The organism is Polaribacter sp. Z014 (assembly GCF_023555435.1).
Taxonomy (GTDB): Bacteria; Bacteroidota; Bacteroidia; order Flavobacteriales; family Flavobacteriaceae; genus Polaribacter.
On sequence record NZ_JALCZP010000005.1, the window covers coordinates 37,312 to 60,821 of the forward strand.

The 23,510-nt window shown below is 29.8% G+C and carries 19 protein-coding genes; 6 read left to right on the top strand and 13 right to left on the bottom strand.

What is annotated here, in order from left to right; all coding sequences use genetic code 11:
- Window positions 1–156: 156 nt before the first annotated feature.
- From secA to MPF19_RS08435, 4 genes are all read right to left on the bottom strand, one after another.
- Window positions 157–3,498, bottom strand: a complete 3,342-nt coding sequence (gene secA, locus MPF19_RS08420; protein ID WP_203394382.1) for a preprotein translocase subunit SecA — start codon at window positions 3,496–3,498, stop codon at window positions 157–159.
- A 142-nt stretch (window positions 3,499–3,640) separates the two neighbouring features.
- On the bottom strand, window positions 3,641–3,862 hold the full coding sequence (locus MPF19_RS08425) for a DUF2795 domain-containing protein (RefSeq protein WP_065318236.1): 222 nt from the start codon (window positions 3,860–3,862) through the stop codon (window positions 3,641–3,643).
- A gap of 169 nt (window positions 3,863–4,031) precedes the next feature.
- On the bottom strand, window positions 4,032–4,604 hold the full coding sequence (locus MPF19_RS08430) for a cob(I)yrinic acid a,c-diamide adenosyltransferase (protein ID WP_249987753.1): 573 nt from the start codon (window positions 4,602–4,604) through the stop codon (window positions 4,032–4,034).
- A gap of 59 nt (window positions 4,605–4,663) precedes the next feature.
- Window positions 4,664–5,440 (bottom strand): O-methyltransferase, encoded by a 777-nt coding sequence (locus tag MPF19_RS08435; RefSeq protein ID WP_203394384.1) that lies wholly within the window; start codon window positions 5,438–5,440, stop codon window positions 4,664–4,666.
- 86 nt (window positions 5,441–5,526) lie between these two features.
- Here MPF19_RS08435 and MPF19_RS08440 point away from each other — a divergent pair, with 86 nt between their 5' ends.
- Together MPF19_RS08440 and MPF19_RS08445 are read left to right on the top strand one after the other, a co-directional pair.
- Entirely contained in the window at window positions 5,527–6,321 is a 795-nt protein-coding gene (locus tag MPF19_RS08440; RefSeq protein WP_203394385.1) for a polysaccharide biosynthesis/export family protein, read from the top strand.
- Window positions 6,322–6,327: 6 nt separating this feature from the next.
- Window positions 6,328–8,790, top strand: coding sequence for a GumC family protein (locus MPF19_RS08445; RefSeq protein WP_249987755.1), 2,463 nt, complete (start codon window positions 6,328–6,330; stop codon window positions 8,788–8,790).
- A gap of 78 nt (window positions 8,791–8,868) precedes the next feature.
- On the opposite strand, the gene MPF19_RS08450 is transcribed toward MPF19_RS08445, so the two are convergent.
- Both MPF19_RS08450 and fumC read right to left on the bottom strand, forming a co-directional pair.
- Entirely contained in the window at window positions 8,869–9,342 is a 474-nt protein-coding gene (locus MPF19_RS08450) for a nucleoside deaminase (RefSeq protein WP_203394387.1), read from the bottom strand.
- An 89-nt stretch (window positions 9,343–9,431) separates the two neighbouring features.
- Window positions 9,432–10,829 (bottom strand): class II fumarate hydratase, encoded by a 1,398-nt coding sequence (fumC, locus tag MPF19_RS08455; RefSeq protein ID WP_203394388.1) that lies wholly within the window; start codon window positions 10,827–10,829, stop codon window positions 9,432–9,434.
- Window positions 10,830–10,990: 161 nt separating this feature from the next.
- Here fumC and MPF19_RS08460 point away from each other — a divergent pair, with 161 nt between their 5' ends.
- Window positions 10,991–11,164, top strand: a complete 174-nt coding sequence (locus MPF19_RS08460) for a hypothetical protein (protein ID WP_036821348.1) — start codon at window positions 10,991–10,993, stop codon at window positions 11,162–11,164.
- 305 nt (window positions 11,165–11,469) lie between these two features.
- On the opposite strand, the gene MPF19_RS08465 is transcribed toward MPF19_RS08460, so the two are convergent.
- From MPF19_RS08465 to MPF19_RS08480, 4 genes are all read right to left on the bottom strand, one after another.
- The gene (locus MPF19_RS08465) at window positions 11,470–13,932 is read right to left on the bottom strand and encodes a TonB-dependent receptor (RefSeq protein ID WP_249987757.1); all 2,463 of its coding nucleotides are present in this window, start codon (window positions 13,930–13,932) and stop codon (window positions 11,470–11,472) included.
- Between the two features lie 101 nt (window positions 13,933–14,033).
- Complete coding sequence (arsC, locus tag MPF19_RS08470) at window positions 14,034–14,375, bottom strand: arsenate reductase (glutaredoxin) (protein ID WP_203394391.1); 342 nt, start codon at window positions 14,373–14,375, stop codon at window positions 14,034–14,036.
- Between the two features lie 152 nt (window positions 14,376–14,527).
- Window positions 14,528–15,625, bottom strand: a complete 1,098-nt coding sequence (prfB, locus tag MPF19_RS08475) for a peptide chain release factor 2 (protein ID WP_203394392.1) — start codon at window positions 15,623–15,625, stop codon at window positions 14,528–14,530.
- Between the two features lie 167 nt (window positions 15,626–15,792).
- Complete coding sequence (locus MPF19_RS08480) at window positions 15,793–18,255, bottom strand: alpha-2-macroglobulin family protein (RefSeq protein WP_249987759.1); 2,463 nt, start codon at window positions 18,253–18,255, stop codon at window positions 15,793–15,795.
- An 86-nt stretch (window positions 18,256–18,341) separates the two neighbouring features.
- Here MPF19_RS08480 and MPF19_RS08485 point away from each other — a divergent pair, with 86 nt between their 5' ends.
- Window positions 18,342–19,361: a threonine aldolase family protein gene (locus MPF19_RS08485; protein ID WP_249987760.1), complete on the top strand. Its 1,020-nt coding sequence runs from the start codon at window positions 18,342–18,344 to the stop codon at window positions 19,359–19,361.
- Here the strand turns inward: MPF19_RS08485 and MPF19_RS08490 are convergent.
- The 3 genes from MPF19_RS08490 to MPF19_RS08500 are packed head-to-tail and all read right to left on the bottom strand — an operon-like array spanning window position 19,358 to window position 20,968.
- Window positions 19,358–19,801 (bottom strand): hypothetical protein, encoded by a 444-nt coding sequence (locus MPF19_RS08490; protein WP_249987762.1) that lies wholly within the window; start codon window positions 19,799–19,801, stop codon window positions 19,358–19,360. The two genes, MPF19_RS08485 and MPF19_RS08490, sit on opposite strands and share 4 nt — an antisense overlap.
- Window positions 19,802–19,854: 53 nt before the next feature.
- On the bottom strand, window positions 19,855–20,469 hold the full coding sequence (locus tag MPF19_RS08495) for a DUF8845 family protein (RefSeq protein ID WP_203394395.1): 615 nt from the start codon (window positions 20,467–20,469) through the stop codon (window positions 19,855–19,857).
- A gap of 4 nt (window positions 20,470–20,473) precedes the next feature.
- On the bottom strand, window positions 20,474–20,968 hold the full coding sequence (locus MPF19_RS08500) for an RNA polymerase sigma factor (RefSeq protein ID WP_249987763.1): 495 nt from the start codon (window positions 20,966–20,968) through the stop codon (window positions 20,474–20,476).
- Window positions 20,969–21,087: 119 nt separating this feature from the next.
- On the opposite strand from MPF19_RS08500, the gene MPF19_RS08505 reads away from it, so the two are divergent.
- Both MPF19_RS08505 and crtID read left to right on the top strand, forming a co-directional pair.
- Window positions 21,088–21,981: a MerR family transcriptional regulator gene (locus tag MPF19_RS08505; protein WP_249987765.1), complete on the top strand. Its 894-nt coding sequence runs from the start codon at window positions 21,088–21,090 to the stop codon at window positions 21,979–21,981.
- Between the two features lie 61 nt (window positions 21,982–22,042).
- The gene (crtID, locus tag MPF19_RS08510) at window positions 22,043–23,509 is read left to right on the top strand and encodes a bifunctional phytoene desaturase/3,4-desaturase (protein WP_249987766.1); all 1,467 of its coding nucleotides are present in this window, start codon (window positions 22,043–22,045) and stop codon (window positions 23,507–23,509) included.
- Window position 23,510 lies beyond the last annotated feature (1 nt).

Below are 23,510 nucleotides of genomic sequence, written 5' to 3' on the forward strand. Positions count from 1 at the left end.
GGAAAAAGCTTCAACTAACGTTGGAGCTTTTTTTTCAAATAATTGATTACAAGTTTAATTACTATTTTTTGATTTTTTAATAAAAAAAAGAAAGTCAATTGAAACTAGTTTCAATTGACTTTCTTTTAATTGTTTGTTTTTTTATTAACAAATATTTTAATTATTCACCAAAACCCATTCTCCTTTTGCTAATAAAGGAATAGCTTGTTTGTATTTAACCTCTTTTTCTTGACCACTCATTACATTTTTAATGGTTACATGTTCATTTCTACCAATTTTAGGTTGGTCTCTAACTATCGTTTCAATAGGTTCTGATTGTTGAGGTTTAGAATTTTGGATGGCTTGTTCTGTAGAGTTTTGAACATCTGCTTTAGAGGTATTTAAACTTTCTCTTTTTTGTTGACGTGCTTCAGAAATTTGATTTACATCTTGATTTGGTAATTCTCCTTTAAATAAGAAAGACAATACCTCTTTGTTGATGTCATCTACCGTAGTTTTAAATAATTCAAAAGCTTCAAACTTATAAATTAATAATGGGTCTTTTTGCTCGTAAGATGCATTTTGAACGGATTGTTTTAAATCATCCATTTTACGTAAATGATCTTTCCAGTTTTCATCAATAATTGCTAAAGTGATGTTTTTTTCAAAATCTGTAATTAAACTTTTTCCTTCACTTTCATAAGCTTCTTTTAAGTTAGTAACAACTTGTAAAGATTTGGTTCCGTCTGTAAAAGGAACAACAATTCGTTCGTATTTATCACCTTCATTTTCAAACACATCTTTAATTACAGGAAATGCTAAAACGGCATTTCTTTCAATTTTGTTTTTATAATGTTCAGTAACAATATCGTATAATTTATCTGTAATTTCTTTTTCTGAAAGTTTTTCAAATTCATCTTCAGAAAAAGGAGAAGTCATTGAAGAAAATTTAATCAATTCGAATTCAAAATTATGAAAATCTTTAGCAGCTTTGTTGGCGTTTACTATAGATTCGCAGGTATCATAAATCATATTTGCAATATCTACTTGTAAACGTTTACCATCTAAGGCATGACGTCTTCTTTTATAAACAAACTCACGTTGAGCGTTCATAATATCATCGTATTCTAACAAACGTTTACGAATACCAAAGTTATTTTCTTCTACTTTCTTTTGTGCTCTTTCAATAGACTTACTAATCATAGAATGCTGAATTACTTCACCTTCTTTTAAGCCCATTCTATCCATCATTTTTGCAATTCTGTCAGAACCAAATAGACGCATTAAATTGTCATCTAAAGCTACGTAAAATTGAGTTGACCCAACATCACCTTGTCTTCCTGCACGTCCTCTTAACTGTCTATCTACACGTCTAGAATCGTGTCTTTCTGTACCAATAATAGCTAAACCACCGGCGTCTTTTACTTCGTTGGTTAATTTAATATCTGTACCACGACCCGCCATGTTTGTTGCAATGGTAACTACACCTGGTTTACCAGCTTCTGCAACTACATCTGCTTCTCTTTTGTGTAATTTTGCATTTAAAATATTATGAGGAATTTTACGCATTTGTAACATTCTACCTAATAATTCTGATATTTCTACAGAAGTTGTACCTACTAATACAGGTCTGTTTTCTTGAACTAGTTTTACGATGTCTTCTATAACAGCGTTGTATTTTTCACGCGCAGTTTTGTAGATTAAATCTTCTTTGTCATCTCTTTGAATTGGTTTGTTAGTAGGAATTTCTACAACATCTAATTTGTAGATTTCCCATAATTCACCAGCTTCTGTAATAGCAGTACCTGTCATACCAGACAGTTTTCTGTACATTCTAAAGTAATTCTGTAAAGTTACAGTAGCAAAAGTTTGTGTAGCGTCTTCTATTTTTACATTTTCCTTTGCTTCAATAGCTTGGTGTAAACCATCTGAATAACGACGACCGTCCATTATACGACCTGTCTGCTCATCAACAATCATTACTTTGTTATCCATAACAACATACTCAACATCTTTTTCAAAAACTGTGTAAGCTTTTAAAAGCTGGTTCATTGTATGAATACGCTCACTTTTGATGCTAAAGTCTTTGTATAGTTCTTCTTTTTGAGCCGTTTTTTCTTCTTTACTACTTTCTGAATTGTCTATTTCACCAATTTTGACTCCAATATCTGGCAATACAAAAAAGTTGTCATTTGCTGTTTTTTCTGATAAATGAGCAATCCCTTTATCCGTTAAATCAATTTGATTATTTTTTTCTTCAACAACAAACCATAAGTCTTCATCTACTTCTGGCATTAATTTGTTGTTATCTTGCATGTAATAGTTTTCTGTTTTCTGCAAGATTTGTTTATTTCCTTCTTGAGATAAAAACTTGATTAATGCTTTATTTTTAGGTAAACCTCTGTAAACTCTTAATAATAAGAATCCACCATCTTTATCATTTCCTTCTGCAATTAATTTTTTAGCTTCTGCAAAAACACTTACTAAATGTTGTTTTTGTAACGTAACTAAATCAGACACTAAAGGTTTTAATTCTGTAAACTCATGTCTGTCTCCTTGTGGTACTGGTCCAGAAATAATTAATGGCGTTCTAGCATCATCAATTAAAACAGAATCTACTTCATCAATAATAGCGTAATTTGGAGCTCTTTGCACTAAATCGTCTTTAGAGCTAGCCATATTATCACGCAAATAATCGAAACCAAATTCATTATTTGTTCCATAGGTAATATCTGCATTGTAGGCTTTTCTACGAGCGTCAGAATTAGGTTGGTGATAATCGATACAATCTGTTGTAAAACCATGAAACTCAAAAAGAGGTCCCATCCATGCTTTATCACGTTTTGCTAAATAATCATTAACAGTAACTAAGTGAACTCCATTTCCGGTAAGTGCATTTAAGTAAACGGGTAGGGTAGAAACCAATGTTTTACCTTCTCCAGTCATCATTTCGGCTACTTTACCTTGGTGTAAAACAGAACCACCAATTAATTGAACATCGTAATGAACCATGTCCCAAGTAACGGGTTTACCAGATGCATCCCAAGAATTCGCCCAAAAAGCTTTATCACCTTCTAAGGTAACATTGTCTCTTTCTGCAGATAATTCTCTGTCAAAAGGAGAGGCTGTAACTTCTATTTCTTTATTTTCAACAAAACGTTTTGCGGTTTCTTTAACTACGGCAAAAGCTTCTGGCATAATTTTAAGTAAAGTTTCTTCAGAAACTTTATATGCTTCATCTTTTAACGAATCTATTTCTGTATAAATGTCTTCTTGACGATCGATGTCTGCTGTTTTAGCTTCTTCTTCTAATCCAGTAATTTTATCATCAAATTCTTTTGTAGCTGTTTTTATTCTTTGTTTAAACTCTATGGTTTTATCTCTTAAACCATCATTAGAAAGTTTAGAAAATTCTATTTCGAATTTTTTTACATCATCAACAACTGGTTGTAAAATTTTTAAATCTTTTTGTTGTTTATCACCAACAAAAATTTTGATTACTGAATTTAAAATATTCATTTATTATGTTATTTTCAATTAAATTAATAACTGCATTATAGTTCCGTATCAGGTTTTTTAAAAGCCTGAAAAATAGTTTTCTAGGTTAGGAGAAAACAAAAAAAAAGCCTCTTTAGAGACTTTTTAAATTTAATTATTATGTTTAGTATTCATCCTCATTCCAAAGATAATCATCTTCGGTTGGATAATCTGGCCATATTTCAACAATTGAATCATATGCGTCACCTTCATCTTCTATGTCTTGTAGGTTTTCTACTACTTCTAAAGGAGATCCAGTTCTAATAGCATAATCGATTAATTCGTCTTTGGTTGCTGGCCAAGGTGCATCTGCTAAATAAGATGCTAATTCTAATGTCCAATACATTTCTTAATGTTTAATTTTGTGCAAAAATAATTTTTTTACTGAATTATACAAGTCTTTTTTAAGAAATATATGGAGAAGTTATTTTATAATTTTGTTAATATCTTAAAATTAATGATTTAAGTGTGAAATAAAATTTAAAACTACTTCAAATCGATAAAAAAAGAACGTGTTAATTTTTTGTGGGAATCCATTTGATTTCCGGTACTGATAAGTCTTTAGACAACTTTCGTGCCAACGTAAAAAGGTAGTCAGAAAGTCGGTTTAAATATTTTATGATGTCATTATTAATATTTTCTTGATCGTTTAGTTCTACAACTAAACGTTCTGCACGTCTGCAAACGCATCTTGCAATGTGACAAAATGACACTGTTTGATGACCTCCGGGAAGAATAAAATGAGTCATTTGAGAAAGTTCTAAATCCATTTTATCTATTTCTTCCTCTAAAAAAAGAATAGAAGTTTCATCAATTTTTGGAATATTGAGTCTTTCTTTTCCGTTTTTTAGCGTTTCTTTTTCCGGTGGAGTAGCTAACATTGCTCCTAAAGTAAATAACTCATTTTGAATTATTAATAAAGCTTCTTTAATAGGTGTACTGATTTCTTGATCTTTGATTAAACCAATATAAGAGTTTAGTTCATCTATATTTCCGTAACTATCTATACGTAAATTGTATTTTTTAACTCTTGTTCCCCCAAAAAGTGCAGTTGTACCAGTATCACCAGTTTTTGTGTATATTTTCATAATATTAGTTGCAAAATTTTAGAAAGCCAAAGTTACAAAGTTTATTTTCTAAGAAAATGTTAAACTCTTATTTTAAAATGTTCTTTTTTCTGTTCTTTTCTGAAGAAAACAATTCCCCAGTAAAAAACATCTACCGTAACGGTTACTTTTTTGTGATTTTTAATTTCTATCCAAGCCTCTTTCATTTCATCACTCCAATAAATATCGTCAAAAATCCAAACTGAATTATTAGTAATGGTCTCTAAACAAGCATTAAAATAATGTAAGGTATCTTTTTTTGTGTGATTTCCATCAAAATAGATACAATCGAATTGTTGGTTTTTGATAGCGATTGGCAAAGTCTTTTTAAAGTCGCCTGTTATAATTTTAATATCATTATAATTATTTTTAGAAAATAAATTGTCCGCAACTTTACTGGTTTCTGGGCATCCTTCTAACGTAGTAATAATTGAATTTATATTCCCTATTTTAAAAGCAGAAGTACCTAACCCTAACGAAGTACCAATTTCTAAAATATTTTTAGGTTTAAAATATTGAATTATACGAATTAGTAACTTTGCTTTTTTGTTTGATAAGCCAGCAATTTTGGCAATTTTAGAAACTTGACGGTTATTATTTTTAAAAATTTTAGATCCTGCACCAAAATCTGTGACTTTTATAAAAGTTTTGTTGTCTAACAGTTGTTGCTTGTTTTTAGAAAATAATTTAACTAAAATAGCATCTGTTTTTTTGTAAAAACATTTGGTTACTAAATCATACACAAAAGGAGAGTGAACACCGTGTTGATTGGAAGATTTTGTGAGAAATTTTAAATATTCTGTTATCAAATAAATCATTTTTATATAAAAGACGAAAGTAAAATAAAATTATAGTAAACCACTTTTAAAAAGTATATTTGTACCTATTCATGATTAAAATTACAATGAGAAAACATTTTTTACTGCTATTATTCATCCCTTTTCTTTTTTCGTGTATACCTGCTAAGGATATAATTTACCTACAAGGAGAACCTGTTGCTAGAAAAGAAATTAAAAGAATAAATAATATACCCTATAAATTACAGGTTGATGATATCTTAAATATTGATATTAAATCTAACGATGAGTCGTTAGTTTCTGTTTTTAAGAAACAATCAACTGGAAGTGGAGGAGGAAGTGCTAATACAAGTGCAAGTGCAGGAGCATCATTTTTTTCTGGATATAGTATAGATAGTTATGGAAATATAAGAATGCCTACTTTAGGAGAAATAAATGTTTTAGGTTATACCGAACTGGAGGTTAGGAAAAAACTTGAAAATGAATTAAAAAAATTCATTAGGACTGAAGAAGAAATTTTTGTTTCTGTAAAATTAGCAGGAATTAAATATACTGCTATTGGAGAAATAGGAAGTCCTGGGCCTAATGTTATTTTTCAGAACAAACTTTCTATTATAGATGCAATCTCTAGTTCTGGAGATATTACTACATTAGGAAATAAAAGAAAAGTTGAAATTATTAGAAATTCAATTACTGGAACTGAAAAATTCACAATCGATTTAACACAAATAAATGCTTTTGACTCTGAAGTTTTTTATATTAAACCAAATGATATTATAAACGTTATTCCATTGAAACAGAAAACATGGGGGACAGGTACTACTGGTCTTGGAGCACTAGCTACTATAGTTTCGATACTTTCATTGGTTAGTACTACTTATTTATTAGCAAGAAACCTATAGAGATTTATGGATAATTTAAATAAATTGAAAAGCAGTACTATTCAGGCCAATATTGATGTTAAAGGGTATATTTTTAAGGTTTTATCTTATTGGAAACTTTTTTTTGTAACAATTGTTATCGCATTGATTGTTGCTAAATTTATGAATGACTATGAACCTAAAGTTTATAATCTAAATACTGTAATTTCTGTAAAGGAAGAGAATAATCCATTGTTTTCTACGGGTACAAACATTGCTTTTAATTGGGGAGGAGAAAGTGATGCTGTAGAAACTATTAAAGTAGTTTTAACTTCTAGAACTCATAATGAAAAGGTAGTTAGAAAATTAAATTTTTTTATAAATTATTTAAAAGAGGATAGATATAGATTAGAAGATGTTTATGGTTACACTCCGTTTGTTGTGGATTTAGATACAAGTAAACCTCAACTGTTTGGGAAACTTATACAGATAGAAATTACCGGAGAGAATACCTATAATTTATCATTTGATCTTAAAGAGGCAACTTCTAGTGAATTAATTACCTATGATACCAATAAAACAAGTCTTCACCATTTTTCTACTCCACTTTTTTCGAAAGAGTATAAAATAGGAGAACAAGTAAATACAGATTTTTTTAATTTTTCATTAAAAAAGACTAAAAAGTTTACTGTTGGAGAAAAATTTTATATTCAATTTGCTAGTTTTGATGGTACAGTAGGTAGCAATAGGTCTATTTCTGTTGCTGGTATCGCAAATGGAGCTTCTATGCTTAGATTATCTAAAGGGGGGACGAATAAAAATAGAATTGTAGATTATCTAAACGCAACTGTTGTAATTCTTGATGAAGATAAACAAGAACAAAAAATTCTTTATGCTAAAAAAACTAAAGATTATATCGAACTTTTATTTACGCAATTAGAAGATAGTTTACAGCGAATAGAAAAAGAATTAAGTGTTTTTAAGGAGAAAAATAATATTTATAATTTATCGGAAGAAGGTAGTGTTGTTTTTAATGAAACTATAGAAATAGAGCAAGAGAAAAAAAATATTTTTGAGTTTAATGACTATTTAAATAATTTAAGAAGTTATATCCTTTCTCATGATACTTATGGAGAAAACATACCGGTTCCTGCTTTAATAGCTGTTCAGGATGGAAAAATTTCTGGAGAAATAGCTACTCTCATACAATTATCTAGTTTAAGAGAAAGGCTAAGGGGATCAGTAACAGACAACCATCCACAGATTATAAAATTAAGTAATGAACTTAATATTTCGAAAGCTAATTTACTAGAAAATATAGCTACGTTAAAATTAGTAAATCAAAATAAAATAAATAAATTAAGTACTGAATTATCTACTTATAAAAGTAAACTTAAAAAATTACCTAAAACAGAACAGGGTTTATTAAAGTTTGAAAAGAACTATCAAATTTCTGAAGCAAATTATAATTACTTAAAGCAAAAAAGTTACGAAGCTGGATCTGCAATCGCTGCAAATGTGTCTGATGTTAAAATAATAGATACCGCAAAAGATTTAGGTAATGGACCTGTCTATCCTGTACCTAGTTTTAATTATTTAGTAGGTTTAATGTTAGGAATTGTTTTTCCTTTATTCTACATCATAACTAAAGAGGTATTAGATAATAAAATTCATACTGCAGAAGATATTCAAAATAATTATGCAATACCAGTTTTGGGAGTTGTGGGTAAAAATCATGGAAATAATAATTTAGCTGTTTTTGATAAACCAAAATCTTCGGTATCAGAATCTTTTAGAGCTTTAAGATCTAATATTCAATTTTTGTTTAAGAATGCACAAAAGGATGAATCTAAAACATTAGTTTTAACCTCGTCTGTGAGTGGAGAAGGGAAAACAATGATTTCTATTAATATGGCAACCGTTTTTGCTTTAAGTGGAAAGAAAACGGTATTAATAGGTTTAGATTTAAGAAAACCTAAAATTTATGATGATTTTGATTTACCTAATGATATTGGTGTGGTAAATCACTTAATTAATCAAAAGACATTGGATGAAATTATAATTAACACAAAAATACCAAACTTAGATCTTATTTTATCAGGGCCAATACCTCCAAACCCTTCTGAGTTGTTGCTGAATGAAACAGCAGATAAAATGATTAAAAGTCTTCAAGAAAGATATGATTATGTCATTATTGATACACCTCCTGTAGGTTTAGTTTCTGATGCATTAGAGCTGTTTAAATATGGTGATGCCATTATTTATGTTATTCGTCAGGATTATTCAGAAAAAGGAATGATGAGAATGATAGATGATAAATATAAAAACAAGGAAGTAACCAATATTAGTTATGTTTTAAACGACTTTACTGTTAAAAATAAGTACGGTTATGGTTACGGTTATGGCTATGGATACGGTTATGGTTATGGGAAATATGGTAACGGTTATCATGAAAATGAAGAAAATATAAGTTTCTTTTCAAAAATATCTAGTTTATTTAAAAAGAAATAATACAAAAAAAAAGCATCGTTAATTCGATGCTTTTTTTTGTTCATAATTTAGGTTGACACTAATTTTACTTTTTAAAACCTAATATTCAGTTTTGTCTTGTTTCTCTGCCCATTTATTAAAAGGCTCTAGTGCAATTTCTCTACCTATTTGTTCAAAGGGAATACTTCTTTTTTCATAAGGTAAAGGAATTTCTTTGTAGATAAACTCGTCATCAAAACCAATTTTTGCGGCATCTTGCTGATTACTTCCGTAAAAAACTTTGTCTGGTCTAGCCCAATAAATGGCACCTAAACACATAGGGCAAGGTTCGCAAGAAGTATACACAATACAACCATCTAACTGAAAAGAACCAATATTTTTACAAGCATCTCTAATTGCTGTAACTTCTGCATGTGCAGTTGGGTCGTTGGTAGAAGTAACTTTGTTATTTCCACGACCAATTATTTTTCCATCTTTTACAACGATACAACCAAATGGACCGCCTTCATTGTTATTCATTCCTTTTAAAGCTGCTTTTACAGCTTCGCTCATAAATTCTTCGTGTTTGTTCATCTTCATTTTCTGTTATTATGATTTATTTATTTTAGCCAAAAAAAGCTGCATTAGATATGCAGCTTTTAGATAATGTAAAATTAATATTTTTATTTTAAACTACCCGTCATTTCTTCTGGTTTTACCCATTCGTCATATTGTTCTGGAGTTACATAACCTAAACGTACTGCTTCTTCTTTTAAAGTGGTTCCGTTTGCATGTGCAGTATTTGCAATTTCTGCAGATTTATAATACCCAATTTTAGTATTTAAAGCAGTAACTAACATTAAAGAATTATTTACCAATTCTGTAATTCTTGCATGATTTGGTTCTATACCAGCAGCACAATTTATATCAAAAGATTTACAAACATCTCCAATTAATTGAGCAGATTGTAAAACGTTTGCAGCCATTATTGGTTTAAAAACGTTTAATTCATAATGCCCTTGAGCACCACCAATTGTTACGGCAACATCATTACCCATAACTTGTGCAGCAACCATAGTCATTGCCTCACATTGTGTTGGGTTTACTTTTCCTGGCATAATAGAAGAACCTGGCTCGTTTGCTGGAATAATAATTTCTCCAATTCCAGATCTTGGTCCTGAAGCCATCATTCTAACATCGTTTGCTATTTTATTTAAAGATACTGCAATTTGCTTTAAAGCTCCATGTGTTTCTACTAAAGCATCGTGAGCTGCTAAAGCTTCATATTTATTTTCTGCAGTAATAAAAGGCATTTCTGTAAAATCTGCAATATATTTAGCAACCAATACATCGTAACCTGCAGGAGTATTCATTCCTGTACCTACTGCTGTACCACCTAATGCTAACTGAGATAAATGCTCTAAAGTATTATTTAATGCTTTTAAACCGAAGTTTAATTGTGCAACATAACCAGAAAATTCTTGACCTAAAGTAAGTGGAGTCGCATCCATTAAATGCGTTCTACCAATTTTTACCACGTCTTTAAATGCTTCAGATTTTGCTTTTAAAGTATCTCTTAATTGTGTAATTCCTGGAATTGTAGTTTCTACAATTTTCTTGTAAGCAGCAATGTGCATACCTGTAGGAAATGTATCGTTAGATGATTGTGATTTGTTTACATCATCATTTGGTTGAATCACTTTTTCTCCTTCACCAATTACTTTTCCTGCAATTTCTTGCGCTCTATTAGCAATTACTTCGTTCACATTCATGTTAGATTGTGTACCAGAACCTGTTTGCCAAATAACTAAAGGAAATTGGTCGTCTAATTTTCCTTCTAAAATTTCATCACAAACCTGTGCAATTAAATCTCTTTTTTCTTCTGTTAAAACACCTAATTCTGCGTTTGTATATGCAGCTGCTTTTTTAAGATAAGCAAAACCATAAACAATTTCTAAGGGCATAGAAGCCGGAGCACCAATTTTAAAGTTGTTTTTAGAGCGTTCTGTTTGTGCACCCCAATATTTGTCTGCAGGAACATTTACTTGTCCCATAGTGTCTTTTTCGATTCTATATTTCATAATTATAATGTAAATTTTAGATATAACAAATTTACAAAAAACTATGTTTACAGAAAGTTGATATTTATCATTTTTAGATAAGTAAAAAAAATATTTTTTTGATGCCTATTTTTTTAAAAATAAATATTATTTTTGCAATAATAATTTTACAAAATATACAAATGTTAGATTTTTCAGAATTTTCAGGATTGGTTTTATTCATGTTTATTTTTACAGCTGGTTTCTGGTTGTTAATATTCTTATTAACATTTGTGGTTCCTTATTGGATTGGCGGAACTATTTGGGAAAACATGAAATTAAAAAAAGAAGCAAGAAAAGCTGCAGAAGGTAAGTAGTCTTTAAAGCACATATAATTTATAAAAAGAAACTCGTTCATTTAATTGAACGAGTTTTTTTTGGGCGTTACCACAAGGGTCGGGCTTTTTGTTACAAGTCCTCGTTTTTTACAAAAAAGTAAAAACCTGTGGGCTTTTCACTACAATCCCTAACGCGGGCAAACTAGCAAGAACTTGTTATGATAAACAAAGGATTTACAAATATGCCCGCGTTAGGGATTGAAGTAATTGTTTGAGCTCTTTTTTCTTTTTCAGAAAAAAAGCGAGTACGGAAAGCCCGCTCGAACGCCCAAATTTAGAAACTTTTAAAAAGCATCTCCTCCGCCATCATCTTCTCTATTTTCTCCAGATTTTCTATTTTTTTGATTTTTATTCTGGTTAAACCTATACGTAAATGTTAAAGAAACTTGACGCATTCTTCTCTGAAATGTTTGGTCTGTAATATTTGTAGGATTTTCTCTACTTGGTGCATAGCCCAAAACTTGGTATTTTCTAGAGTTAAAAAGGTCGCTAACATTAAGTACTAAAGTTCCTTTATTTTTTAAAATATCTTTACTAAAAGCTAGGCTTGTAGATAAAATACCTTCTATATTGCTTTGAGCATCGGTTTTTGGGCCATAATAAAAAACTCTTGTTTGGGATTGAATATCCCAAGGAAGTGTAATTTTTGCATCTAAACGTGTAAACCAGGCATTGTTTTTTGTATCAAAATTTTGAGTAATTGGAGTAATATCATTTGTGCTAGGGTCTGTTACATTATACGTATATTCTCCTAGTGTTTTAAACTGATAAAAGTTGAAACTACCCGAAAAACGCACTTTATTACTAGCGTTATAGTTTGCTGTAAACTCAAAACCAGATCTGTCTTCTGAAGCTAAATTAATAGGTTGTCTTACCAAAATATTGGTTTCTTTGCCGTTTATAATTCTAACATCCTGACTGTTAACTCTAGTTATGTTATTTGTTGAATGCTGATAATAAATAGAGGAGTTTAAGGTTAATTTGCCCCATGTATTTAAATATCCTAAATCGAAAGAGTTGGTGTATGTTGGGTCTAAGTCTACATTTCCTTTATAGAAAATAACTTCACTTTCTCTACTTTCAAAAGGGTTTAAGTATCTAGAGTGTGGTCTTCTTAATCTTCTGCTGTATCCTAAAGTAAAACTTTGGTCTTCTGTTAATTCGTAACCGAAGTTTACCGTTGGAAAAAAGTCGGTATACTTTTTATTGTAACTTTCTTTGGTATTAAGTAATGAAATATCAATGTTTGTTATTTCTGCTCTTATACCTAAGAGGTAAGAAAACTTGTTAATCTTACTACCAAATTGTGTATAAAAAGCATTTACATTTTGAGTAAAGGCTAGGTTATTAGAAGGATTGTATGCTGCAGCTAAGTTTGGGGCAACTACAATATAATCTGATGTTAAGTCTTGAAAACTACCACGGTAACCTGCTTCAAATTGTGAGTTTTTACCAATTGGCAACACGTAATCTGCTTGAAGTAAGTTATCTAAAGAGAGCTCGTCTGTTGTATTTGTTTCTGGGTTTGTATCTGTAATTATAGCAAATTCATTTTCAGAACTAGCGCTGTGTTGTAAATCTACAGTCAATTTTTGACCTTTATCGTCTAAATTATTTGTATAATTTAAAGAGAATTGAAGTGTTTGATCTTTTTCTGATTCATCTTGTATACGTAAAGAATTGTATAAAGCGTTTTTGCTAGTATCAAAAGAATTAATGCTATTTGTAGAAATATTATCATTATTAGAATCTCTTACAAATATAGTACCTGTAATAGAACTTTTTTTGTTGAGGAAATATTCTAAACCAAAATTAGCATTAAAACCATTTCTAAGTCTTTCATTATCTCTATTTTCTATTCTTATACTATCTACAGTATTGTCTGTTAAATAAGTAATATTAGAATTGTAAATACCAGGGTTTCTGCTATTATTATAACCAATGTTAGAAAAAACGTTTATTTTTTCTGTACGTAAATTTAAATTTACACCGGCTTGATAATTTTTAGGATCTCCGGCAGTAACATTTACAGAGCCATTAAAACCAGAAGCTTTTCCTTTTCTTAAAATGATATTTAAAATTCCTGCGGTTCCTTCAGAATCGTATCTGGCAGAAGGAGATGTAATAACTTCAACTCTTTCTATTGCGTCTGATGGCAATTGCTTTAATGCTTCTGCGCCAGATAAACCTACTAAAGCAGATGGTTTTCCGTCTATTAAAATACGAACGTTTTCGCTACCTCTTAAGCTTACAACTCCATCAGGATCTACGTCTACAGAGGGTACGTTATCTAAAACATCTGAGGCGGTACCACCTTTTACGGTCATGTCTTTACCTACATTATAGATTTTTTTATCTAAACGAATATCTACGGTAGATTTTTCTGCAACCAATACCACTTCATCTAAACTACTAGAATCTTCATGTAGTTTAATGGTTCCTAAATTTTTGTTTGCTATTATTTCTTGATTAGGTAGTTTTAAAGTTTTAAAAGAGATAAATTCAATACTAATCTCGTAAGTTCCTTTAGGAGTTAGAATTCTAAAATTTCCTTTTCCATCTGTGATTCCCCCAGAAATTTTTTGTGTTTTACTGTTTTTTATAACAACGGTTGCATATTCTAACGGTTGGTTTGTGTTTGCTTCAATAACCTTCCCAGTAATTGATATGGATTCTTTATTAGGCCTTTGAGCCAGTAAAATAGTTGATGTTAGTAAAAAGAATAATAAAAATGTAGTTTTTTTCATGTGTGCCTTTGAATAGTAGTTCAATTAAGACAGCAAAGTTCTTGCTAAGTTTAACTAGATGTAGTTAATAAAAAGTTAAAGAAAACATAAAAAGGTTCTCCCTAAATGATTGATAAAATAGCTTCTGTTGGCCTTCCAATAACGGCTTTGTTATTGTTAATTACAATTGGGCGCTCTATTAACTTAGGGTTTTCTATCATTGCTTTAATAATTTGTGTATCTGAGAGTTCTTTCCCTTTAAAGTTTTCTTTCCATATTTTTTCTGTTTTACGAACCAATTGAATAGGAGTGATGCCTAATAATTGGATTATTTCAGTGAGTTCTTTCTCTGTTGGAACGTCTTCTAAATATTTAACAATTTCAAATTCTTTTTTAGAGTTTTCTAAAATTTCTAAACCTTGTCTAGATTTAGAACAACGTGGATTGTGGTATATTTTTATCATATATAAGCCCCTTTTAATTTCCCCAAAGGGGAAAACACTCTGATGGGAAAATGAGTGTTTTTTTGTTGTTTTTATTTGTTTTTAGACCTCACAGGTTTTTTTAACTTGTGAGGTCTTTTATTTCACAAGAGTGTTTCTTCCCTTCGGAAAGATTAAGATGGGCTTTTTTGCCCATTTAACATTAAATAAGCTTTTAAAAACGGGTTGATATCTCCGTTCATTACGTTGTCTACATTACCAGTTTCATAGCCTGTTCTTACATCTTTTACCAATTTATAAGGATGCATAACGTAGTTACGTATTTGACTTCCCCATTCTGTTTTTAGCTTTCCAGATTCAATTTCGTCTCTTGTTGCTTGTTGTTTTTGTAACTCTATTTCGTATAATTGCGATTTTAGCATTTTTAAAGCTGTAGCTCTATTATCGTGCTGAGAACGTGAGGAAGAACAAGAAATTTGTATTCCGGTTGGTTTGTGTGTTAACTGAACTTTGGTTTCTACTTTGTTTACATTTTGTCCGCCAGCACCACTAGAACGGGCAGTTACAATTTCTATATCCGCAGGGTTTACTTCAATTTCAATAGAATCATCTACCACGGGAAAAACATAGACAGAACCAAAGGTTGTATGGCGTTTTCCGTTAGAGTCGAAAGGTGAAATACGAACTAATCTGTGTACGCCGTTTTCTCCTTTTAGCCAACCAAAAGCATAATCGCCTTCAATTTCTATCGTAATTGTTTTAATACCAGCAACATCACCGGCTTGATAATTGAGTGTTTTTAATTTAAAACCTTGCTTTTCTGCCCACATGGTGTACATTCTAGACAGCATTTCTACCCAATCGCAGCTTTCTGTTCCGCCTGCACCCGCATTAATTTGTATGGTGGCAGAAAGAGAATCTCCTTCATCTGAAAGCATATTTCTAAATTCTAGATCTTCTAAAAAAGTACTTGCTTTTTCAAATTGTTCTATAACTTCTGCTTCTTCAACTTCGCCTTCTTTGTAAAACTCATACAAGACGTTTACATCTTCGTTTAACGAAATGGTTTTATTGTAGTCTTCTACCCACTTTTTTTTGAAACGAAGTTCTTTCATTAGAACTTCTGCTGCTTTTGGATCGTTCCAAAAATCTGGATCTACCGTTTTTTCTTCTTCGTTAGCAATTTCAATCAGTTTTTTATCAATCTCTAAATAAGATTTTAGTTTTTCTATTCTTGTAGCAATATCTTTAAGTTGGTCTTGTGTAATCATAAGTTCTACAAAAATAAATGAAATTTTAAGATTACTTGTTTTATATGTTGATAGATATTTTAATTCCACATAGATTCGCAAAGAAAAAGAGAGAGATTCATGGAGTAATAAAAATTTTCTGTGAAACTCAGTGAAAACTTAGCGTAACTCTGCGAAATAACTAAAAGTTATTCCACCATAATTTTACTTGTACCATAGACTGGGATTCCGTTTTCTGTAATTCCTTCAACTTCTATTAAGTAATTGCTTTTAGAGTCTGATGTGAAAAATGAAATAGAGACATCTCCTGTTTTTGTAGTTTTAATTTTAGGAACCCAATGTAATGTAGTTCTAATGTCTGCTTTTGTTTGTTCTTCAATTCCGTTAATATGGTCTGGTGCATAAAACTCTTTAGCGGTATAAAAACCTACGGCTTTAAAATCTATAATACCTGGTTTTCTTTTTACGTTTTTACTAGAATTATATCCTTCTCCAGATTTAGAGTAAATAGAAACTACGGCACCATTACTTGTAAATACAGAAGCTTCTCCTCCTAAAAGTAAATCTATAAAAGAAACATCAGAGGCAGAGATAACTGTTAAATCTGTTACGTCTATAGGTACTTCATCAAACATAATTAGAGGTATGGTTTTAGAACCAAAACTTTTAACGTACACCGTGTCTTGCTCAATGTAGACTCCGTTTACATTAAATAATAAATCTAAAGCAGTACTTCCAGAATTGCTATCTGCTGCATCAAACCTTCTAAAAGAACCTCCATAAGAAGTTTTAGCATTCATTTCATCATTTCTTTTACTTTTTTCATCTTTTAAAGAAGTGCTTATTACTATTTCGTCTAAAACATTTTGTTGCTGTTTAAAAGTGGAGTCTAATTCTTTTAAATAATTTTCATAATTTAAAAAAGCACTCATACTTTTCTTGTTATCTAAGTTTTTATTTAGGCTATCTCTTATTATTTCGGGTCTTTTTTTGTCTTTATCATGTATGATTAATACTTTTCGGTCTCTTTCTCTTTCCGATTTAAAGTTGGTTAATCTTGCTTCTAAAAGAACAGGAACGCTATCAAAGAATATATATGGACCATAACTAAATTCTCCTTTAGAATTGGATGTTTGAATTGGTTCTTGAGCAATTTTTTTTCCAAAAAAAGTAAATCTTGTAGGCACAGATTTTATTTCGTACGGAGCTTTCATTGCTAATGTTTTACCAGAAATGGTGATTCCTTTTTCTACTTTAAATTCAGGTTGGGTTGCTGTGTTGTATAATAAGTTTTGCCAAGTAAAACGTCTCCAACCATTGGTACGCATAATCAAATCTAATAAATAAGAACGTTCTCTGTCGTTTTCTTTTTCAAAGAAATAGCCAGGGTTTTTTATTTTTCCTCTTAAATCTGAATTTAATAACAACCAAGTTTTAATATTTTCTGCTTTATGGTCTTCTGGATATGCATTTAAATCTCGAACACTCATAGACAAATTGCTAATTAAGTTTTCTTTTTTTATGTTCTGTACATTTAAATTTAGATGTACTTGTTTTCGTCTACCATAATAATCTTTTGGTTTAGTTATGGTAACTGTAGCTTTATTATTTGCACTGTTAATAAATATAAGTCTTTCAGAAACTGGTTTTCTTTCAGGATTAAATAGTGTAATATGGATAACTCCGTTTTGAAGCGTTTTGTTAGAAATTTTTAAGGTTTGATTCTTTTTTTCTGTAGTTTGTGTAACATTATAAAGTAAATTTCCTCTTTGATGAATTACTAATGAAGTGCCAAATAAACCCTTACTAACATTAGATTGTAAATTAATTAAGAGTTCCTTTCCATTATTTAAAGCATTTAAAGTGTAACCATTTTCTAAGGCTTTTGGTAAAGGATATCTATATTCATTACCCTCTAATTCCATAAGTGCAAAATAAGTTTTACCTAATTCTGGTTCTAAATAGAAAAGCCCTAAACCAAATTTAGTAGAGGTGAATTCTGTTATAAATTGATTGTCATTATCTACAATAGAAATACTAATGGGTAGTTCATTAAATAAATTGTTTTTCAGCTTTATAGCAATGGCGCTCTTTAAATTATTTACCAAATAACCACCTTCTGGATAGAAGTTTAAATCAGGTTTAAATGAATTTGATTTTTTCTCTGTTTGTATATTTTCAGGTGTTTTAGTTACTGTTTTTGTTTTATCCAAAGATAAAATAGAAATTTCTTTTTGAAAAAATGAAGTTGGTTTTTCATTTCTCATATAATTGGTATAGGCTCTTATCAAATAGTTTCCGGGTACTGTTTTTTTTGGTATTTTAAAATTTCCTGCAGTATTAACATCATTCATAAAGAGTTTTTCTTTAGCAATAATACTGTCGTTGCTGTTTATTAATTCTGCATATAGTAAATTACTTTTATTAGACTTGGTATGCGTAACACCATTTACTAAATATGCAGAAAACCAAATATCATCTCCAACAGAGTAATAGGGTTTATCTGTATGAACATATACTTTTTCAGGATAATTTACCAAAGCATAATTATCTACCTTTTCCTTTATCAATTTTGTAAATATATTTTCTTGAATACTGATAAATGAAGCAAAAACAAGAAGTGCAATAGAAAGGAAAATAAATTTTTTCATCAATGTATAATTTTAAAACTAAATTAACTTATTTTTCTATATGAGATATAAAAATTAAAGTATTTTTAGGTCTTATTATTTACATGATGATTATAGACTTAATTTCCGATACAGTGACTAAGCCAACAAAAGGAATGTTGGATGCAATGATGAATGCCAAAGTGGGTGATGATGTTTTTAAAATGGATCCAACGGTGAATGCTTTACAAGAAAAAGCGGCTGCCATGTTTGGTATGGAAGACGCATTGTTTTTTCCATCAGGAACCATGGCAAATCAAACGGCTATAAAACTACACACACAACCTGGAGATTTGGTTATTTGCGATAAATATGCACATATTTATAATTACGAAAGTGGTGGAGTAGCCTTTAATTCTGGTGTTACTTGTAAGTTAGTAGATGGTGATAGAGGTATGTTTACAGCTAATCAAATAGAAGAAATGGCAGCGGTAAACCCCGAAATCTATTTACCGTATACAAAACTTATCTGCATAGAAAATACTACAAATAAGGGCGGAGGTGCTTGTTGGGATTTTGAAGAAATAAAAAAAATACAAAAGGTAGCTAAAAAAAATAATTTAGGTTTTCATTTAGATGGAGCGCGTTTATTTAATGCTTTGGTTGCAAAAAATGAAACTCCAAAGCAATATGGAGCGTTATTCGATACCATTTCTATTTGTTTATCAAAAGGACTAGGTGCACCAATTGGGTCTCTTTTATTAGGTTCTAAAAAAGATATCAAATACGCATTAAGAATTCGAAAATTGTTAGGAGGAGGAATGAGACAAGTTGGTTTTTTAGCAGCAGCAGGTATATATGCTTTAGATAATCATGTAGAAAGATTAGCTGAAGACCACTTAAAAGCAAAAGAAATAGGAGCCGTATTAGAGTCTGTTTCTTATATTACAAAAGTAGAACCAATAGAAACGAATATTGTTATTTTTTATGTAGATAAAAAAATAGGAGATACAAATTTCATCAAAAAAATGGAACAAAAAAATATTCTCTTAACGCCAATGGGCGAAGGGAAAATTAGAATTGTTACCCATTTAGATTATACAGATGAAATGCATGAAATTCTTTTAAAAGAATTGAAAAATTTCTAGAAATAAAAACGAACAATTGGTGAAAAAGCAGAAGAATATACGCTTTTATTGCCAGGATATAAAACATCATATCTAAAACCAACAGCAAATCTACCTTGGTTATAAGCCGCACCAAGATACAAGGCAGGAAAACTAGTAGTTGTACTATTAAGGTTATTCGAAGTGTTTTTTGCAAAAGATTGTTCAAATTCTCCAGAAAGTTGAATGCCTATTTTGGGTATTTGATACAAAGAAATAATACTAGCTCCATAAACATTGGTTTTATTATCTTCATACTTGCTATAAATATAAGTTAACCCTGTACCTAAAGAAAAACCATTGTCAAAATTATAAATAGCACTAGGAGAAATACCAATTGTGGTTTGGTTGCCAAAACTCATACTAACACCACCACCAAACTGTACATTATCCCAGAAATCAATTTTTTCCTGAGAAATCATTGTAAACGAGCAACATAAAAACAAAAGAAGAAAATACTTTTTCATATTAGATATTAATTAGTCTCGTCTAATTTAGACAATTCTTTGTGATTTCTATTTAATTTTTTTAATAAAATTCCATAAAGTATTTGATAAAAGAGCCATAATACACCCAATAATACCAGTGTAACAACAAGAGTTAAAAGAATTACTAAAAATATTTGTTTGGTTTCTAAGTCTTCAGATTTAAAGTTTATTTCTGCAACCATAACAATTATCATCAACAAAGCCATAAAAACTAAATTAAAAAGTACATAGTTTCTTACCGTTTTTCTTGTTCTAAGAATTTTTTTCATTAAAACTTTGGTTGAATCAGAAGTAGATATGCTTTTATAATTTAAATAAAACTTTATTAAAAAATAAAAAATCACTAAATAGAATAATATATTAGAGATGTATATAAATTTTTCTAATCCAATTTTTTTATACTCAGCATAAGCTTCATCTAAGTCTATAAAAAAGTACAGAGAATTTAAACCAACAAATTCTATAATACCAATAATAAATATCCATTTTACAATAGATGACGACTTAGATTTTGTCATTTTATAGATATCAACAGAAGAAAATTTATTTTCTTCTTCAGGTTGATTTTTCCAAGTTGTTTTATATTTTTCTAATAAATCCATGCTGTTATGGGTTTAAGATGTTTTTTAATTTTTCTTTTGCTCTGTTCATTTTTACCCTTGCATTTACAGAAGATATTCCTAACGTTACAGAAATCTCTTTATAAGGTTTGTCTTCCAAATACAAGAAAATGAGTGCTTTGTCAATATCATTTAACTGATGAATAGCTTTGTACAACGCTTTTAACTGTATTTCTTCTGTATCATCATAATGGGTTGCTTTAATTTTGTAAGCAAAATCAGTAATGTCTTGTGTTTTAACTCTTCTAGTAGACTTTCTATACAACGAAATTGCCGTATTTAAAGCTACTCTATACATCCAAGTACTAAATTTAGAATCTCCTCTAAACTTCGGATAGTTTTTCCATAGCTGAATAGTTATCTCTTGAAATAAATCATTATGCGCACTTTGGTTTGTAGTATAAATTCTACAAATTTTATGTGCTATATTTTGATTTTGTTCAAAATCCGCTAAAAAATTCTTTTCTAAAACTTTCTGCACTTGTTAGTTTTGGTTAGTTACTTATAAGTAGCTTAAATGTATGAATTGTTACAATTTTTATAAAATATATTTTATTCTTTCTTTTTTATCTAACTTTGTTGAACTTTAAATAAAATAGATTGAACAATATTAAGCAAAATTTTACTATCAAGGACCTAGAAAATATTTCTGGGATAAAAGCACATACCATTCGTATTTGGGAAAAAAGGTATAATTTATTGGTGCCTAAAAGAACGGATACAAACATTCGCTTTTATACTAATGAAAACTTACAGAAACTTCTAAATATTGTTTTGTTAAATAATAATAATTTTAAGATTTCTAAGATAGCTAAAATGTCTGAGGAAGAGCTTGTTTTACAATCTAGAGAATTGGCTTTTACAATTTCAATAAATGATGAAGCTATTAATTCTTTAAAATTAGCGATGTTTCAGTTTGATAAACTATTGTTTAACAATACTTATAACAAGCTTCTGCAAAAAAAAACATTTAAACAAATTTTTAAAGAAGTGTTTGTGCCTTTTCTAAATCATGTAGGTGTACTGTGGCAAACAGATACTTTAAAGCCAGCTCATGAGCATTTTATTTCGAATTTAATAACTCAAAAAATTTTAATAAACACAGAAAAAATTCAATATAACATAACTAACTCTTCAAAAACCTATGTACTGTTTCTTCCGGAAAATGAAATTCATGAAATAGGACTTTTATATTTAAATTACGAACTAGTTTTAAGAGGGTTTCAAACCGTATATTTAGGCCAAAGTTTACCTTTAAATAATTTAGATTATTTTTTAGAGAGTGAAAATGAAATTTGTTTTGTAACCGCATTAACTATAAGACCTTATGATGACTTAATTGAAGCGTATTTTAATGAAATTAATACGATTACTAACACTTATGGTAAAACATTTATAGCGGTAGGGCAAAAGGTAAACAAGGTAAAAGAGCTTGCATTAAATTCAAAAATACATCTATACGATTCTATTTCAGATTTGTTAAAAGTCTTATAATATTTAATTGTGGTTGTATTTTTGTTTAATAATAATGTATATTTGTTAAACAAAATAAATAGTGATGAAGAAAATATATATCATTGGTTCAGGTTTTTCAGCTTTGTCGGCTTCGTGCTATTTGGCAAAAGAAGGTTACAATGTTACTGTTTTAGAGAAAAATGACACTTTAGGAGGTAGAGCAAGACAATATAAAAAAGACGGTTTTACTTTTGATATTGGTCCGTCTTGGTATTGGATGCCAGATGTTTTTGAACGTTTTTTTGCTGATTTTGGTAAAAAACCATCTGATTATTATATTTTAGATAAATTAAATCCAGGGTACGAAGTTTATTTTGGAGAGAATTCTTCCATGAAAATTTCTAGTGAATTAAAGGAAATTTACGAACTCTTTGAAAATGAAGAAAAAGGAAGTGCAAAACATTTAAAAACCTTTTTAGATTCTGCAAAATCTAATTACGATACAGCTATAAAAGACTTGGTATATCAACCAGGAGTTTCGCCTTTAGAATTGGTAAACACGACAACAATTGCAAGGGTTTCTCAGTTTTTTTCAACCATAAGAAAACAAGTTAGAAAAAATATAAAAAGTACTAAGCTAATTAAGATTTTAGAGTTTCCGGTATTGTTTTTAGGAGCAAAACCCAATAATACCCCGGCATTTTATAATTTTATGAATTATGCAGATTTCGGACTTGGAACTTGGCATCCGAGAGGAGGAATGTATACTGTTATTGAAGGTATGGTTTCTTTAGCAGAAAGTTTAGGAGTAACCTTTAAAACGAATGCTAATGTTGATAAAATTATAACGGATACTTCTAATAATGTTACTGGTTTATTGGTAAATGGAAAAGAAATTAAAACTGATTTAGTTTTAAGTGGTGCAGATTATCATCATACTGAAACTTTGTTAGATAAAAATGTTAGACAATATTCTGAGAATTATTGGGATAAAAAAACATTTGCTCCATCCTCTTTATTGTTTTATGTTGGTTTTAATAAAAAAATAGAAAATGTAAGTCATCACACGCTGTTTTTTGATACCGATTTTGATGCACATGCAAAAGAGATTTATGATACTCCACAGTGGCCAACAGATCCTCTTTTTTATGCAAATTTTACGTCTATTACAGATAAAACTTCTGCGCCCGAAGGAAAAGAAGCTGGTTTTTTCTTAATTCCTTTAGCTCCCGGAATTGAAGATACGGAGGGGTTGAGGGAAGAATATTTTCATAAAATTATGGATAGATTTGAGAAATTAACAAATCAAGAAGTAAAAAAACATGTGTTGTTTAAAAAATCATTTTGTGTCAATGATTTTAAAAGTGAATACAATTCTTATAAAGGAAATGCCTACGGAATGGCAAATACACTTTTGCAAACTGCATTTTTAAGACCAAAAATAAAAAGTAGTAAAGTAAATAATTTGTATTTTACAGGACAATTAACCGTTCCGGGTCCAGGAGTGCCTCCAGCTTTAATATCAGGAAAAATTGCATCAGCATTAATTTTTAAAAATCAACAATAAT

Coding starts and splice junctions, on each gene's coding strand:
- secA (WP_203394382.1), bottom strand. CDS start 3,498: ATGAATATTTTAAATTCAGTAATCAAAATTTTTGTTGGTGATAAACAA.
- MPF19_RS08425 (WP_065318236.1), bottom strand. CDS start 3,862: ATGTATTGGACATTAGAATTAGCATCTTATTTAGCAGATGCACCTTGG.
- MPF19_RS08430 (WP_249987753.1), bottom strand. CDS start 4,604: ATGAAAATATACACAAAAACTGGTGATACTGGTACAACTGCACTTTTT.
- MPF19_RS08435 (WP_203394384.1), bottom strand. CDS start 5,440: ATGATTTATTTGATAACAGAATATTTAAAATTTCTCACAAAATCTTCC.
- MPF19_RS08440 (WP_203394385.1), top strand. CDS start 5,527: ATGAGAAAACATTTTTTACTGCTATTATTCATCCCTTTTCTTTTTTCG.
- MPF19_RS08445 (WP_249987755.1), top strand. CDS start 6,328: ATGGATAATTTAAATAAATTGAAAAGCAGTACTATTCAGGCCAATATT.
- MPF19_RS08450 (WP_203394387.1), bottom strand. CDS start 9,342: ATGAACAAACACGAAGAATTTATGAGCGAAGCTGTAAAAGCAGCTTTA.
- fumC (WP_203394388.1), bottom strand. CDS start 10,829: ATGAAATATAGAATCGAAAAAGACACTATGGGACAAGTAAATGTTCCT.
- MPF19_RS08460 (WP_036821348.1), top strand. CDS start 10,991: ATGTTAGATTTTTCAGAATTTTCAGGATTGGTTTTATTCATGTTTATT.
- MPF19_RS08465 (WP_249987757.1), bottom strand. CDS start 13,932: ATGAAAAAAACTACATTTTTATTATTCTTTTTACTAACATCAACTATT.
- arsC (WP_203394391.1), bottom strand. CDS start 14,375: ATGATAAAAATATACCACAATCCACGTTGTTCTAAATCTAGACAAGGT.
- prfB (WP_203394392.1), bottom strand. CDS start 15,625: ATGATTACACAAGACCAACTTAAAGATATTGCTACAAGAATAGAAAAA.
- MPF19_RS08480 (WP_249987759.1), bottom strand. CDS start 18,255: ATGAAAAAATTTATTTTCCTTTCTATTGCACTTCTTGTTTTTGCTTCA.
- MPF19_RS08485 (WP_249987760.1), top strand. CDS start 18,342: ATGATTATAGACTTAATTTCCGATACAGTGACTAAGCCAACAAAAGGA.
- MPF19_RS08490 (WP_249987762.1), bottom strand. CDS start 19,801: ATGATTTCTCAGGAAAAAATTGATTTCTGGGATAATGTACAGTTTGGT.
- MPF19_RS08495 (WP_203394395.1), bottom strand. CDS start 20,469: ATGGATTTATTAGAAAAATATAAAACAACTTGGAAAAATCAACCTGAA.